General features: G+C 65.1%; 15 protein-coding genes. 1 reads left to right on the top strand and 14 read right to left on the bottom strand.

Annotation, left to right across the window (positions count from 1 at the left end; genetic code table 11):
- Nucleotides 1–38: 38 nt before the first annotated feature.
- From PEP31012_RS06755 to PEP31012_RS06715, 9 genes are all read right to left on the bottom strand, one after another.
- On the bottom strand, nt 39–2,159 hold the full coding sequence (locus PEP31012_RS06755; RefSeq protein ID WP_150588545.1) for a hypothetical protein: 2,121 nt from the start codon (nt 2,157–2,159) through the stop codon (nt 39–41).
- A gap of 455 nt (nt 2,160–2,614) precedes the next feature.
- Nucleotides 2,615–3,562: an NAD(P)H-dependent flavin oxidoreductase gene (locus PEP31012_RS06750; RefSeq protein WP_150588544.1), complete on the bottom strand. Its 948-nt coding sequence runs from the start codon at nt 3,560–3,562 to the stop codon at nt 2,615–2,617.
- Between the two features lie 370 nt (nt 3,563–3,932).
- Nucleotides 3,933–4,856, bottom strand: coding sequence for an MBL fold metallo-hydrolase (locus PEP31012_RS06745; protein ID WP_150588543.1), 924 nt, complete (start codon nt 4,854–4,856; stop codon nt 3,933–3,935).
- A gap of 78 nt (nt 4,857–4,934) precedes the next feature.
- Nucleotides 4,935–5,366 (bottom strand): MaoC family dehydratase, encoded by a 432-nt coding sequence (locus tag PEP31012_RS06740; RefSeq protein ID WP_150588542.1) that lies wholly within the window; start codon nt 5,364–5,366, stop codon nt 4,935–4,937.
- 34 nt (nt 5,367–5,400) lie between these two features.
- Complete coding sequence (locus PEP31012_RS06735) at nt 5,401–5,643, bottom strand: DUF1289 domain-containing protein (protein ID WP_150588541.1); 243 nt, start codon at nt 5,641–5,643, stop codon at nt 5,401–5,403.
- A 41-nt stretch (nt 5,644–5,684) separates the two neighbouring features.
- On the bottom strand, nt 5,685–6,203 hold the full coding sequence (locus PEP31012_RS06730; RefSeq protein WP_150588540.1) for a YbaK/EbsC family protein: 519 nt from the start codon (nt 6,201–6,203) through the stop codon (nt 5,685–5,687).
- 58 nt (nt 6,204–6,261) lie between these two features.
- Nucleotides 6,262–7,203 carry a hydroxymethylglutaryl-CoA lyase gene (locus PEP31012_RS06725; protein ID WP_150588539.1) on the bottom strand — a complete coding sequence of 314 codons (942 nt, stop codon included), beginning with the start codon at nt 7,201–7,203 and terminating at the stop codon, nt 6,262–6,264.
- Between the two features lie 49 nt (nt 7,204–7,252).
- A complete protein-coding gene (locus PEP31012_RS06720) occupies nt 7,253–8,197 on the bottom strand; it encodes a 2-hydroxyacid dehydrogenase (RefSeq protein ID WP_150588538.1) in 945 nt (314 codons plus the stop codon).
- A 372-nt stretch (nt 8,198–8,569) separates the two neighbouring features.
- Nucleotides 8,570–9,121 (bottom strand): YaeQ family protein, encoded by a 552-nt coding sequence (locus PEP31012_RS06715; RefSeq protein WP_150588537.1) that lies wholly within the window; start codon nt 9,119–9,121, stop codon nt 8,570–8,572.
- Nucleotides 9,122–9,273: 152 nt separating this feature from the next.
- Between PEP31012_RS06715 and PEP31012_RS06710 the strand changes: the two genes are divergently transcribed.
- Complete coding sequence (locus PEP31012_RS06710; RefSeq protein ID WP_150588536.1) at nt 9,274–10,110, top strand: alpha/beta fold hydrolase; 837 nt, start codon at nt 9,274–9,276, stop codon at nt 10,108–10,110.
- Nucleotides 10,111–10,166: 56 nt separating this feature from the next.
- Here the strand turns inward: PEP31012_RS06710 and PEP31012_RS06705 are convergent, their stop codons facing one another.
- The 5 genes from PEP31012_RS06705 to PEP31012_RS06685 all read right to left on the bottom strand — a co-directional run bounded on the left by PEP31012_RS06705 (nt 10,167) and on the right by PEP31012_RS06685 (nt 14,899).
- The gene (locus tag PEP31012_RS06705) at nt 10,167–10,544 is read right to left on the bottom strand and encodes a helix-turn-helix domain-containing protein (protein ID WP_150588535.1); all 378 of its coding nucleotides are present in this window, start codon (nt 10,542–10,544) and stop codon (nt 10,167–10,169) included.
- Nucleotides 10,545–11,122: 578 nt separating this feature from the next.
- Nucleotides 11,123–11,905 (bottom strand): helix-turn-helix domain-containing protein, encoded by a 783-nt coding sequence (locus PEP31012_RS24200; RefSeq protein ID WP_425494928.1) that lies wholly within the window; start codon nt 11,903–11,905, stop codon nt 11,123–11,125.
- Nucleotides 11,906–12,355: 450 nt separating this feature from the next.
- Nucleotides 12,356–12,601, bottom strand: a complete 246-nt coding sequence (locus PEP31012_RS06695) for a hypothetical protein (protein WP_150588534.1) — start codon at nt 12,599–12,601, stop codon at nt 12,356–12,358.
- A gap of 400 nt (nt 12,602–13,001) precedes the next feature.
- A complete protein-coding gene (locus tag PEP31012_RS06690; RefSeq protein WP_150588533.1) occupies nt 13,002–13,187 on the bottom strand; it encodes a hypothetical protein in 186 nt (61 codons plus the stop codon).
- A gap of 515 nt (nt 13,188–13,702) precedes the next feature.
- On the bottom strand, nt 13,703–14,899 hold the full coding sequence (locus PEP31012_RS06685) for a porin (RefSeq protein WP_150588532.1): 1,197 nt from the start codon (nt 14,897–14,899) through the stop codon (nt 13,703–13,705).
- Nucleotides 14,900–15,124: the final 225 nt, after the last annotated feature.

Below are 15,124 nucleotides of genomic sequence, written 5' to 3'. Positions count from 1 at the left end.
CCGTTCGCGAGCGCATTGGGGCGCGTCGCAGGCCGATATCAAACCGGCGTGCCAGCCGCACTGCCAGCGGCTTGAATCGATGGGGTTCGACGAGCGGCGCCGAACCGTAGCCACACACTCTCCGAATTCACGGCACTTCCTGGGGTTCCCATGCTGACGGCGCTGCCCTTGGCGGCCGAGGCGCGCTCGCGCGGCGTCGGGTACGGTCGCGTTACCGACACCGTGTAAGGCTGGCCGGGACGGTGACCGGCATCCGCGAGCGAGATGTCCAGCATGCCCAGCAACGCCTCGACGTCGTTGGCGTGCCGGAACGACGATGCCTTGAGTCGGCTCCAAGGGTCGAGTAGCACGGTGGTGTCGCGCGTCAGGAACACGGCGGCCGTGAATCGATCGCCGGTGATGCCATCGACATGGCCTCGCACTGGCGGTTGCGGCGTGGACAGATCGAGCAGATCGATGAATTGATCCGATTCCGAATAGAGCACCATGACATGCTGCGGCCGACCCTTCGGCTGGACGGTGATCATGCGGATATGGTGACTGGGAACGCCTCGGGTCAGGAGATAGTGGAAGAGAATCTCGGCGTTCTCCTGGCAGAAAGCCTCCGAGCTGAGCTCAGGGATGCGATAGTCCGAGTAGTTGTCGTAGTGGATCGCGGTGATCAGCGCGGCCTCGCGTTGTTGCTCGAACAATGTGGCTTGCGGATCGATGCGCATCAACTGCGGCACCAGGATGCGGCGATGCGCAATGATCGAGTTGTCGCGCAGTGGGCGCAGGTCCTCACGGTTCGTTCGCATCAGGTGCAAGTCCGCCAGGTCGCTGTAGGCCTGTAATATTGCGCGCCGCACGTCGGCATCAGCAATGTGGCGTATCGCGTCGGCGACGTCGTTCTTGCTCATGGCGACGCTGTCGGGCGTGGATGCCCGGCTCGGCCCGCATCCACCGCCGCACAGGCGCAACGGGGCGCTTGCGCGCCACTTGCCGGTCTGCGCGTCGTAGGTCACCGGCACTTGTGCGCGGGTGCCGCGTGGCGCGTTGATCAGCCAGTCACCCGCGTGCTGCCCGGGCGTTACGTGGTAATAGCCAGATTCGCCGCCGAGATAGTGGCGACCGTTGATCGTCATCAGTTGACGCCGCGGCCCGTTCGGGATGATCTCCTGCGACAACAATTGTTCGTATCCCTGAAGATATTCTTGCTCGCCTTCGATGCGCGATCCTTGATCGATGTCGACACTTTCGGCGTTGGAGGCCGACGCGTCGACAATCTTCATGCTGTGTTCAGGCAGTGCGTTGGGCGGCGGATCGAGTCCGTCGTCCTCGGCCGCGGGGGCGACCGGCGCGTCGGCATCGATGCCGTGTGTCGACGCCGACTCATGCATCGGGGCACGCCTGAGCAACACCGGTTGCGCTGGTGCGGAAGCCTGCCGTATCGGCACGTGGGGCCCCATTGCGCGTGGATCGCCGTATTGCAGAAAGTCGGCCAGCTTCGATGTTGACGGCGGCCTGCCGTCGAGCACGTCGGCGGCCAGATCGGCGAATTGGCCGGGTAGCCGACTCAGTTGGACTTCCGGGATCAGTCCCGTGGCCGCGTCCACGACGCCGCCGATGCGCTGCGCGGTCTCGATCGTTGGCGGATCCATTTCGTTGCCGGTCACGGCGGCGTAGGCGTCGCCTATTGTCCTGCCGAGATGCCGGAATGGGGCACTCGCGGTGGCCACGGCCCGGAGAAATTCGCGCAACGTGTAGTGTGATTTGATCAGCGGCGCGGCGAGCGGAAATCTGTCGACATCGCGTGGGACAGCCGCTTGCCCGTCTGAAGGCATCGCCGTGGTGTTGACGACTGCATCATCCGTACCCGGATATCCGTGCGTGCGGCGAGGAAGCATCGGTGTGGCGTGCGCGCGCGGAGCCATGAGATTGGCGACCAGCATCACAGCGAAGGCCGCAGACCAAGGGCTGGCGGCCGACGTCGCAGGCGGACTGGCACGGTGCTGCGCTGCTGCATCGCCACCGCCGCGTTTGCGGGAATTCCGTGTGCCGCGCAACGCGTGCGGGAAGTCTGGCGGCGTGATTGTCGATGTTTCGCGAGACGGCACGGCGTTGGTGGCCTGGTAGCGAGGGGGCGAGCAAATCGCGCGACAGTGCGGCGAAGATCGCATGGCATTGCCTCCTGACAAAAAGGTGAAGGTGTTTTCAAGCGCCGACACAAAGCGGACTCGGCAACCATTGGCGAAGACTGCCATTGCCCGACAAGGCGGGTTTGCGCTTCGGCTGAGCACACTGTTGATTTCGGCGCATCGCAGCGAATCGACGATGTGAAGCCATGGTGCGACGGACCGTCGGCGCGTCCGGTTGTCAGGCCCGGCATCGGGGAGCCGCGGTAGTCACGAAGGGCGGCGAGGCTGGGACGTGTGACGAAGGGGAGGCCCGTAGCGAGGGGGGCGGAGGCCGCGAGCGGAGATGAGTGGAGACGAGCGGACGCGAGCGCGGGGCGCAGACGCGAGCGGGGGTGAGCCGAGGTGAGCGGAGGCGCCCGGAGTTGAAGCCGTGGCAGCCGAGTCGCTGTCAAACGCCGCGCCGGAACCATGAGTCGTCCGGCGCGAGCGGTGTGATGTCAGCCGGCCAGTCGTTTGCGCGTGTCGTCGTACTCCTGCTTCAGACGCGCGATGATCTCGGCCGCGGGGCGCACGTCATCCATCAATCCCACCCCCTGACCGGCACCCCAGATGTCCTTCCACGCCTTCGCCTTGGAGAAGTTCATGGAGCTCTTGTCGGCCGTGGGCAGGTCATCGGGGTCGAGGCCCGCATTCAGAATGCTCTGGCGGATGTAGTTGCCCGACACGCCGGTGAAGAGGTTCGTATAGATGATGTCGTTGGCACTCGCGTCGACGATCGCCTGTTTGTACGTATCGCTCGCGTTGGCTTCCGACGAGGCGATAAACCGCGTGCCGATATAGGCGAGATCGGCGCCCATGGCCTGGGCGGCGAGAATCGATCCGCCGTTGGCGATCGAGCCGGAGAGCACAATGGGGCCGTCGAAGATCTTGCGCACCTCGCCCACCAGCGCGAACGGCGAGAGCATGCCCGCGTGGCCCCCCGCCCCGGCAGCGACGAGGATCAGCCCATCCACCCCCGCTTCGAGCGCCTTGTTCGCATGACGCAGATTGATCACGTCGTGCAGCACGATGCCGCCATAGCTGTGCACCGCGTCGAGCACTTCCTTGGGCGGCGCGCGCAGGCTGGTGATGAAGATCGGCACGCGATGCTCCACACACACACGCACGTCGTGTTCGAGCCGCTGATTCGACTGGTGCACGATCTGATTGACCGCGAGCGGACCCACGACGGCGCCTGGATTCGCCGCCTGATACGCGGCGAGTTCTTCGGTAATGCGTGAGAGCCAGTCTTCGAGAATTTGCGGCTCGCGCGCATTGAGCGCGGGGAACGAGCCAACGATGCCGGCCTTGCACTGCGCAAGCACCAGCTCCGGGTAACTCACGATGAACATCGGCGACGCCACGACGGGCAGCGCCAGGTTTTGCAGAATCTTGGGAAGGGCCATGAAGTCTCCTCGAGCAGGACGTTCGGCGGGCGGCGCCATTGCGTCGACGCCCAATTTTCAGTGGGCTAATTTCGCGAACGATCGTTCGATTATAGGGGGATTCGTGGGTGGCTCGCTGGGCGGGCACTCGAAGAAAGCTTCGGTTCCGACGAGGGGATTCGTTCAGGTATCAGGGAAAGTCCCCTTGGGGGACGGGGGCGTCGCGACTACGATAAAAGGGCGTGCCAAGCGGCGTCAGCATCAAGACGCCACAGGACGGGCGCCGCGTTAGCGACCGCAGCGTTCGTCCGGCACGTCACGTCCTCAAACGCCGCTTGCCGTGATTGGCAAGCGGCGTTGTTTTTTGCCGGCCAGCGCAACGCGGGCACGTCTAGACGGCGTGCAACGTATCCGTCGCGGGCTCGTAGCGCAATGCGCCGGCCTTCGCGAGTTCCGCGACAAGGCTGTCGAGCAGGCCGGGCCAGGCCGACGGCGGCGCGAGCATCGCAGCTGCACTGCGCCATGCGCGCGCGGTGTCGAGCGTGGTTTTGAGCGCCGTGCCCGTCATCTTATTCTCCGCCATGAGACGGAAGACGATCAGCACCTTGAGCGCGTTGCGCGCATTGCGTGCCGGCTCGGTTTGCAGATAGTCGAGGCGCGAGCGTGCGGTCGTCAGCGCGCCGTCGATATCGTCGAACGGCTTGCCGTGACCGGGGATGACCCGCGCGACATCGAGCTGCTCGATGAGATCGAGCACGGCCGCCTGTTCGGCGAACCCGGACTCGCCGTCGAGTTCCGGAAAGATCACGCCGAAGCCGCGTTCCCACAGCGCATCGCCGGAAATCAGGATGCCGTCGGTGGCGTTGTAGAGCATCAGCGCGTGCGGATCGTGGCCCGGCGCGCCGAGGACCAACCATTCGCGCCCGCCGAGCGTCATGGCGTCGCCGGGCGAGAGGGTGTCGTCGAAGGTGAAGCGGGCGCATTGTTGGCCGGTCGCCTCGAACGACAGGCGTCGTGCATCCCAATGACGCACTGGATCGGCGTCGGCCGCGGGGATCCACGTGCGGCAGCCATAGTGCGCCTGTAGCGCGGCATTGCCGCCGCAGTGGTCGGAGTGCAGATGCGTGTTGACGAGCCGCGCGAGCGGCTGGCCGTCTGGCAGCGCGTGCGCGACGAGCGCCAGCGTCTGCTCGGCATGCGTGACGTAGCCGCTGTCGACGAGCGTTGGCGCATCGCCCAGAAACAGGACGTTGTTCGAGGAGAGCCAGCCGCGCTCGAACACGCGAAGCCCGGCGGGCAAGGCAAGCGAGGTCATGGACGTAGGGACGTGATCGGGTAAGGGGGTGGTGATGGCGTCAAGGCGTAACGGAAAACACGTGGCGTTGGCGGCGTCTCAGGCCGGTTTGGCGCTCACGAGGATCTTGGCCGTCGCGGCGATCACCGTCTCGCCGCGTTGATTGACGGCCTCGCCGTCGAGCGACACGATGTCGCCCGCGAGCTTTTCCTTCCACAGGCTGTCGGTGACGGTCCAGCGCACGGTGATGTCGTCGCCCGCATGCACGGCGCGGCGCAGCTTCATGTCGAATTCGAGCCCGAGCGGTTGGGCCGTTTTCGAATAGTGCGTGGCGAGCAGGGCGGCCAGATACGACATCTGCTGGGTGCCCGACGAGATCAGTCCGCCAAAACGCTGGTCGGCGCGCGCGTAGTCCGCGTCGTGATGCAGCGGATTGAAATCGTGCGCCAGCGCGGAAAATTCGCGGATCGAGTCGGGCGAAAAATGGTGGGTGGCGGCGAAGGTTTCGCCAATGGCAACGATTTTTCCCATATACGGTAACGAGAAGGTTATGCACCAGGGCGCGTCATGAGTTGCCCGTGCCGGGGTCGTTGGCGATCACGCGGCGATGCTGCACCGGCGGCGGCTCGTGCTCGATACGCCGCGCGGGCAACAGCGACCAGATGTGGCGCTTGTCGTCCTCGGTCATCGTCGACCACGCGGCAATTTCGTCGAGCGTGCGCCAGCAGCCGGAGCACCAGCCCGTCGCCGGATTCATGCGGCAGATGTTGGTGCAGGGAGACGGCACCGGGGACGCGGGCAGGGGCATGATGGCCTTGAGATGACGTGGGGATGCGTTCGTTCAATCGCTCAGTCGCGCAGCGCCACGTCGACGACGGGCGCGCCCGTCATCGCCACGAGCTGTGTCGGCGTGAGGTTGAACACGGCATGCGGGTGCCCGGCGGCGGCCCACAGGCTGGTGAGTTTGAGCAGGTCTTCGTCGATCAGCGTGAGTGGCGAGACAACGTGTCCGATCGGACTGACGCCGCCAATCGAATAGCCCGTATTCTCCTTGACGAAGCGTGCATCGGCGCGGGCGAGGTCGCCGACCTGTGCCGCCACCTTCTTCTCGTCGACGCGATTGACGCCGCTCGCGATGACCAGCACCGGGGTGTCGTCGGCGGCACGACGGAACAGGATCGACTTGGCGATCTGGGCCACGTCGCACCCGAGGCCGGCGGCGGCCTCGGCGGAGGTCTTGCCGGTGGTTGGCAACAGCACGATCGGCTGGTCGTGGCCCAGGCCGGCGAGCAGCCGTGCAACATGACGTGCGCCTTCGGGGAGGTCGTCCTGTCGGGCGGGTTCGGGCGTCCGGGGTGTTTCACTCATGGTCGTGTCAGTGTCTTCGGGTCACAGGGTTGGCGCGGGCGGGTTGGCCCGCGCGGTATCACACACAGGTGGGCGCACCGTCCTGCAGCTTCGCGAGCATGGCGCGGCCGACGCGCGACGCGTTCGGGCGGTCGATGGCGCGCGAAATGAAGTCGCCCGCGCGCACCACGGCGTCGAGGTCGATGCCGGTCTCGATGCCGAGCCCATGCAGCAGATACACCACGTCCTCCGTCGCGACGTTCCCCGTCGCCCCCTTGGCGTACGGGCAGCCGCCGAGACCGGCGACAGACGAATGGAAGATCGAGATGCCGGAGAGCAGTGCGGCGTAGACGTTGGCGGTCGCCTGGCCGTAGGTGTCGTGGAAGTGACCGGACAGTCGCTCGATCGGGAACACCTTTGCGCAGGCTTCCATGACTTCACGGGTGCGCGTGGGCGTGCCCACGCCGATGGTGTCGGCAATATCGATTTCGTCGCAGCCGAGCGCCGCGAGTCGTTGCACGACGTCGACCACGCTGGCGACGGGCACCTCGCCCTGGTACGGGCAGCCGAGCGCGCACGAGATGCTGCCGCGCAGGCGCAGACCGGCGTCCTTCGCCGCACGCGCGACCGGTTCGAAGCGCGCGATGCTCTCCACGATGGAGCAATTGATATTGCGCTGCGAGAACGCTTCGCTTGCGGCGCCGAAGATCACGACTTCGTCGGCCTTGGCCGCCACGGCGCCCTCGAAGCCGCGCAGGTTCGGCGTGAGCACCGAGTAGATCGTGCCGGGACGGCGCGTAATGCCTGCCATCACCTCGGCCCCGTCGGCCATCTGCGGCACCCATTTCGGCGAGACGAACGACGTCGCTTCTATATTGGCGAAGCCGGCTGCCGACAGGCGGTCGATCAGCGCAATCTTGATATCGGTCGGTACCGGTTGTTTTTCGTTTTGCAGCCCGTCACGCGGGCCGACTTCGACCACTTTCACGCGCTTGGGCAGATCAGACGTGGACAAGGACATGCGATGTCTCCTCGGAGGGGGGCGGGTAACGATGTCGGTGGGCGCGGGCTCAGTAGCCGCGCGCCGGGTCGACGATGCCGGTAATGGTTTCGCCGCGTTCGAGCGCGGCGATCTTCCCTGCGATCTGCGCGACCGTTTCGTCGCGCAACGTCAGGGCGGAAATGTGCGGCGTCAGGGTCAGGCGTGGCGCGCGCCAGAACGGATGGTCGGCCGGCAACGGCTCCGTGCGGAAGACGTCGAGCGTGGCCGCGGCAATCTGGCCGCTGTCCAGCGCGGCCAGCAGGTCCGCCTCGACCAGATGCGCGCCGCGCGCGACGTTGATCAGGAACGCACCGTGTGCGAGTTTCGCAAACAGCCCGGCGTTGAGCACGTCGACCGTTTGCGGCGTGAGCGGCAGCAGGTTCACGAGAATACGCGCGCCGGATACGCAGGCGTCGAAGCCGGCGTCGCCGTGGTGCAACTCGATACCGCTGTCGTCGCTGCGCTGGCTGCGGCTCCATGCGCGCACCGGGAAGCCGAATGACTTCAGTGCCTTGGCGACGTGCGCGCCGAGCGTGCCGAAGCCGAGCACCGCGACGGGAAAGTCGGCGAGACGGTTCGGCTTCTGGAATTTCCACTGACCTCGGGTTTGTTGGGCGTCGAATTCGTCGAGGCGGCGGAAGTAGCGCAACGCGGCGGCGCTCACGTACTGCGCCATCTGGTCGGCCATGCCGGCGTCTTCCAGACGGACCAGCGGCACGCCCGCCGGCAGGTGCTGTGCGCCTTCGCCGTGCGCGCCGAGCACGCCATCCACGCCAGCGCCCAGGTTGAAAATGGCTTTCAGGCGCTCGCGCGGTTGCAGCACTTCCGGGTTCGGCTTCCAGAGCACCAGGTAGTCGGCCGGTGCCGTGTCGCCGGGTTGCCAGCCGCGAATGCTGGCCTGCGGCAGATGCTCGGCGAGGCCGGTTTCGTAGGCGGCGGTCTTGCCGTCCGGAGAAAAGATCAGAATGTCCATGAGTTGCGGGGCAGACGCTTGTAGAAATGACGCACGGCGACAGGGCCAGCGAGGGGGGCGTCACGTGCACGCGCCCAGCCGATGCCGGCGGGCACGCCTGGCACTCGCGTCCGGTCGTTCCGGCCGGCTCGGGCGGTGTTGTCGCGTTCACTCGATTGACGTTAACGTCAAGTGTAACGCAGCTTATGGTGTGCCGCGTACTGGGGCCAGGCCCGAGGCCGGAACCGCGATGACCGGGCGGCAGGGATAGGCAGACGGCACCCGCGACGGCAGCGCCGACGGCGGCAAAGGCGGAAGCGAGGATGCAAGCAAAGATGGAAGCGGCGGCGCGGCGCAGAGCACCGCGCCGCCGCGCCGCAAGCCCGGACGCGGTCAGTCGTTGGCGGCTGCGCGCAGCGTCACGAGATTGACGGCGAAGTTGTGGCTGTCGTCGGCGATCCAGACTTCACCGTCCTGAATCGTGCACTGAAGGCGCATCGTGCGCGAGGCGAGCGCGGTGAGCGCCTCGGCGGACGCTTCGTCGAGCATCCGCACGGTGAGGTTCGACAAGCGGGTGATCTGCGACTCGGTCGCTTGCCACCAGACGGCGGCGGGTTTGCCGCCGTACGCCAGGACGTCGACATGCGTCGCCCGGCCCGCGGCTTTGACGAGGCGCCGTGCGTCGGGCTGCCCAACGTCGATCCAGCGGACGATGTCGCCCCCGAAGTCGTGCTCCCACAGGTCGGGCTCGTCGGCGGTGGAGAGGCCTTTGCCGAACGAGAGCCGCTCACCGGCATACAGCATGAAGGCGAGCAGGCGCACCATCATGCGCTCGTCGGTTTCCGACGGATGCCGGGCGAGCGTCAGGCTATGGGCGGCGTAGTAGTGGCGGTCGAGGTCGGTGATTTGCACCTCGGCCTTGTAAATGGTGGCTTTGAGTGCCATACCGGGGACACCGCAGGAATGAAGAGAGTCGCAAGCATACACCAGCGCGCATTCGCCGCTCGCCGACGCGGCACGCCATGCCGGTGGTACGCTGCGGCAAGGGAGCGGCAAGCTCGGTATACTGGCGGCCCCGCCTCATCTGATGTGTCCCCATGCCGGTTCCCGCGCCGCAAACGATCGACGTCAACGGTTATCCCATGGCGTACGTCGAAACCCCCGCACCTGTCGACGCCATCGGTGCCCCGCTCGTGCTGGTGCACGGTTCGCTTTGCGATTACCGGTACTTCAAGCCGAACATGTCGCCGCTGGGGCTGCGGCGGCGGGTCATCTCGGTGAGTCTTCGTCACTATTGGCCGGAAGCCTGGAGCGGCCACGACGGCACGTTCTCCGGTGAGCAGCACGCCGAGGATCTGGCGGCGTTCATCACGGCGCTGGGCGTCGGCCCGGTGCACGTGCTCGGCCATTCGCGCGGCGGCTATGTCGCGCTGCGCACGGCACTGCTCGCGCCCGACACGATCCGCTCGCTGATACTGGCCGACCCGGGGGTGGAAATCAGCGGCGGCCCGATGCAGGTACCGCTCGACAGCGAACGCGGCAACTTCCGCGAGCAGGCGTTGGCCGCCATCGAGTCCGGCGATATCGACGGTGGGCTGGCCATCTTCATCGACACGGTGAGCGGGCCGGACACGTGGCGTCGCATGGTGCCGTGGTTCAAGCAGATGGTGCGCGACAACGCCCGTACGCTGATCGGGCAGGTGGCCGAGCCGCGCACGCCGTTGCCGATCGACGCGCTCGGCGCCTTGCATGCGCCCGTGCTCCTGATGGGCGGCGCGCACAGCCCCGCACCCTATCCGGACGTGCTGAACGCGCTCGCAAGTGCCATGCCGGAAGCGCGTCGCATGGTGATCCAGGACGCATCGCACGGCATGAACCTGGCCAATCCGATTGCGTTTCACCGCGCCGTGGACGCCTTCCTAGGGAACGACTGAAGCGCGGAGACGACGCGGACCGGGAATCCACGCCAGCGCGTAGGCCGGCGTGGCGCTTATTCGTCGCGCAACACGCCATGCCCAAGGCGCAGGCTCAGTGTGCGGACCAGATCGGCCATCCACGCCTGATCGCGGTCCGACAACTTCTGCATTGCCCGGTTGAGCGACGGAAACGGATCGCAGGGCGCGGCCACGCCCGAGTCTGCCGCTATGCCGTTTGACGAATCGAACGCCAGCAGCTCATGGGGCGGCAGCCCAAGCGTGTCGGCAAGAATGCAGATGTTGCGCAGCGAGATATTGCGCTTGCCACGCTCGACACCGCTCAGGTATGAGCGCGCCAGGCCGCTTTCCAGGGCAAGTTTGTCTTGCGCCCAGTTGTATTTCTTGCGCAAACCGGCCAGGTGCCTGCCGAATCTGAATAAATTGGTGTCCATAAGAATGTTTTCCTTGTTAGGGACAAGAAGATTGAAACAAAAATCCGGCATTGGGGACGGTGCCTCGGGTATCCCCCGTTTGCGAGGCACGAACTACCGAGTCTGCGAAGTGGATTTTTTGCGGACTTTCGGAGAAGGCACAACGAGTGCGAGCATTCCGACGGTAGTGGTGGCGCCATTTTGCGTACCGCTGCGAAGGCATTGCGATACGTCTTGTCGCACTCCCGTCAACCGGAGCCGCGCAGTGTGACACCGGACATGCCGGCCCAAGCCATCACGCGATTCTGAAAGTTTCCGCCTTGGGATGTCACTCGATGTCGACGGGGAGGGCCGGACGTTGTGCCAAGTGGCCTGAATGGCGCGCCGTCGTTGACCCACTGACACGCTTGATGGGCCTGGTGTGCGCACGATAGGCGCGGCACGGCAGTACGTCCGTTGCGGTGGTATAAGGTGCCCGCCGCGGCGAGCGATTTCTCGGCAGGCCAGGTCACGCTTACAAGACGAACGCTCGCGCAACGTCCCCGTGATGCCAGGGGGACTTTGCGCAATGTCCTAAGAATCAATTACCTCGCTATCGCTCACTCTTCATCGCCGGTGGGGAAACGCCGCGAGTCTTCGCGCGTGATGGCGTCGATTCGGGCCGGATTGGCCGTCGCGACGGAAGTGTCTTGGCGGGACGATTGGGGGTGTCCCGGTTCGTGGCGGCGGGCCTCGAGGTGGGCAGTGTCGGTGCCGTCGGCAATGCGGTAGCCATCGTCGCCAGGCGCGGCGAGTTGGAGGTGCGCGGGAAAGCCCGCGCCGAACCCTGCGGCGGTCGCCGGGCGTCTGGTGGGGGTGGGGAGGGCGGACGGCGGGGTGTCGGCGCCGTCGAGGTCATCGATGTCCTTGGGATCTTCGGCATTGTCGAGGTCGTCGCGCGTCCCGAGCCCATCGTGCAGGCCATGCCGATGGCGCGGGTCGCGCGCGTCGCGACAGGCACTGCCGTGTGCGACGGACGAAGCCGCGCACCGGTTGCCATGAGCGTCGGTGTCGGCGGGTGGCGCTGCTTGGCTCAGGCGAGCGCTGAGGCTTCGAACGATTTCGGCGAGCCAGACCTGATCGCGGTTTTCGAGACGGCACAGCGAACGACTGATCTGCGGCAGCGGTGTGCGATCAGACAGCGCGGCAGTGTCCGTGGCGCCGGGCGCTGACTGCGCAAAACGCAGCATCTCGGACGTGGGCACGCCGAGCGTATCGGCCAGGACGCAGATGTTGACGAGGGCGACGTTGCGTCGGCCGCGCTCGATGCCGCTGACATACGAGCGTGCCAGACCGCTCTCGAGCGCCAGCTTCTCCTGCGACCAGCCGCGCGCCTTGCGCAAACCGGCCAGGTGGTCTCCGAACAGCGCGAGTGGATTCGTTTGCATGGCGGAACTCCGTTGACGAGTCACACAGCGTAATCAATCCCCCCGCGTCTTGCGACGTTATATCGCTTTCCTCCCCATGCGTTACAGGCGGGCCTCTATACAGAGTCGGTGACCGCTATAGCGCGAAATTTATCGGACGCTTCCCAACGCATGGAGCAACGGCCGCCCATGCGGCGGCATCGGCGCAGGAGACGACATCGGCGCAGGAGACGACATTGGCGCAGGAGACGACATTGGCGCAGGAGACGACATTGGCGCAGGAGACGACATCGGCGCACGGGACGGCATCGACGTACGAGACGACATCGGCGCACGGAACGACATCAACCCATGGGACGACATCGGCGCAGAAGGTGCCATCAGCGCATCGAATCGCGCCGGCATTGGCGTCGATCGATGTGTTGATCAGCGCAGGCAGAGGCGGGATAGCGCGCCGCGAAGAACGGCGGGCAGCGCGGCCGCGAAGCCGAACGGGCGCGATAGCGTGGCCAGTCCCTCGCCGTTGAGCACGCGCGCGCCTTCCAGATGCGTGGCCAGTCGGCAAAAATCCTCTCGATTCATCCCGACGCGCTGGCATGCGAGATCGAGCTGCTTCAGATCGCTCGGATGTAGTGTGAGGGTGAGGGTGATGTGCTCTGGGGCGGTCTTCATGTCTGACAATTTTGTTTCTCGTGTTCAAAACATCGGGCATGCCGCGCGGGTGATGCGCATGCCAAAGCACCCACGCGATAACGCGGGCGAGCGTAATCCGACGGCGCGCGATAAAGGGCGTCGGAGAGGCGAATGCAATGCGAGGGCAATACGAGGCTGTGGGCGCGAAATTGGCCGCCCGAAAGGTGGGCGGCGGTACGGCGCTAACGCGTGAGAGCGATGCCTCGTAACGGCGGGGAGGGATGACTCTCTATCCGGCCATGACATCTGTGCCGGAATACAGCATGAGTACTGCGGACTACGACTTCAGGTAAGGCAAAAGCTCACTGCGACTTGCTGAACGGCGTCTGGCAACCTCGGTTCCGGCTACGGTGACCCGCGACGGGCGGCCGACGCCGAATTACGCGGCGTCCTTGAAGCGAATGCGCGAGCAGGGGGTACGGCGATGACTGCGGCGATATCGCAAGACACGGACGACGTGGGTCGCCGCGGCGGTGCGTGCCGCCGCGCGCTTCAATTGCATGACGCGCGCCACCGTCGCGGTGACGGCGAGCGCCGCGGTCCCCAGCCAAATGACGAAAATCACAAAACATCTCCCTAAACGACGGCAGCACTGCGTGACGACGCCCCAAGTGATGACTGTCTCGGGCGACAAGTGCCTTGAATGACGACTATCTCAAGCGACGATTACCTAAAGCGGCGACTACCTAAAGCGTCGATTCCCGCAAGCGGCGATTACCCCAGGCGGCACCTATCTCAGGAGGCACCTACCCCAAGTGGCGACGGCATCAAGCGCCGACTGTCCTAAGCGACGACCGCACATCGTGACGACAGTGCGGGCGACGTCGGCGCGCATCGAAAGCAGGGGGATGCACAAGACGTGGAAGCCATCGGTTGCTACCGCAACAATTTCATGGAGACGAATTCTAAGGCGATTCCCTAATCGGGTAAACCCTCAATTTCGTGAATTGTGTATTTTTTTAGACAGAGGCGTCGCAATTATCCAAACATTCGTTTGAATTTCAAGCGTCTAAATTCATTGGATAAATCGGCCCGAACCCGCATGTTTCCAAGGGTTCGGGCCGATCACGGGGAAGCGAATCAGAAGCTGTGCTTCAGGCCCATGCCGACCAGCAATTGCGTCCGTGCGCCCGCGTTGAAGCCGTACGAACCGACCGATGCGGTGGCTTCCACAGTTTCGCCCTGATTCAGGGTCTTGCCGATGGCCTGCTGATAGCCACCGATGACATAGGTCGACGTGCGCTTGGACAGCGCGTACGTGACACCGGCGTTGAACTGGTTGTAGTGGGCGCCGAGATGTCGCTCACCACGCATCCGCGTATAGCTGTAGCCAATGCCGGTGTTGATCGCCGGGGTCAGGGCATACGTGGCGAACGCGTTCACCGTGTCGAATGTTGCCGTGCCGGTGAAATCCGACAGACCATCGCTCGCGTACTGAGCATTCGAATACGACAGCCCAAGGATCGCCGGGCCGACGGCGTACTTGCCGGCCACGCGCGCAATGCGCACCTTGCTCGCCGTGCGGAAGCCATTGTTGATCGGCGAGTTGAACAGCGAGCCCGCGCTGCTGGTCCACTCCCGATAGCCGTAGCCCTTCTGCGTGTTGCCACCGTCCGCGAAGAAAAAACCGGCGCCGAGGGCAAGCGGACCGTTGTTGTAGGCACCGGCGACGCCATACGATCGGCCGGCCCCGGTTTCCCCGGCAACGTTGCCCGACGCGTACATGCCTTCGAACTGCAGGCCGCCGAAGTTCGGCGTGGCGTAGCGGATCGCGTTGTTGATGCGCGCGCCGTTGTCGTAGTTGTCGACGTCGCCCGGCGTGGCAAAGAAGCCGCCGAAGTAGCCGTCGGCCGTCATGCCCTGCACGAGATTGACGACCGGATCGTATTGGCGACCGATGGTCACTTCGCCCCATTCGGTGCTCGTCAGGCCGACGATGGACTTGCGTCCGAACGCGCGGCCGCCATTGCCCATCTCGCCGTTGACCGCGTTGAAGCCGCTTTCGATCTGGAACATCGCGGACAGGCCGCGACCCAGCGGCTCGGTGCCGCGCAGGCCCCAGCGGCTGCCGGAGATGATGTTGCTCGTGATCATCGATCGCGATTGTGGGCCGGTGGCACCTTCCGTGTGATTGGCGTGAACGAAACCGGAATCGATCGTGCCGTAGAGGGTGACGTTGCTTTGCGCGTTGGCGCCGGCGGGCAATGCCAGGAGTGTGAGGGTGGCGGCGAGCGCAAGGGCGCGCGGGCCGGTGAACGAGTGAGGACGTTGAGTCATGGTGTCGAGCGCTTAACCGCGCATGGTGGAAATCGACACCGAGAATATTTCCGAACAGCTATTCGGATTCCTTATGAAAATTCCGAATATCCCGAGATCCGCGTGGCAGCGAACGCCTGTCGGGGCCGCTGACAAAGTTTCTAGGAACTGTCCTCAAATTTCATCGCGCAATACCGCAGTAAGCGGTAGCGCGGAATGCACCGTCCTGCGTGCGTCAATGCGCGA

This window comes from Pandoraea eparura (genome assembly GCF_902459725.1).
Lineage (GTDB): Bacteria > Pseudomonadota > Gammaproteobacteria > Burkholderiales > Burkholderiaceae > Pandoraea > Pandoraea eparura.
The sequence above is the reverse complement of the archived record's forward strand: the minus strand, read 5'-3'. Positions and strand labels throughout refer to the sequence as shown.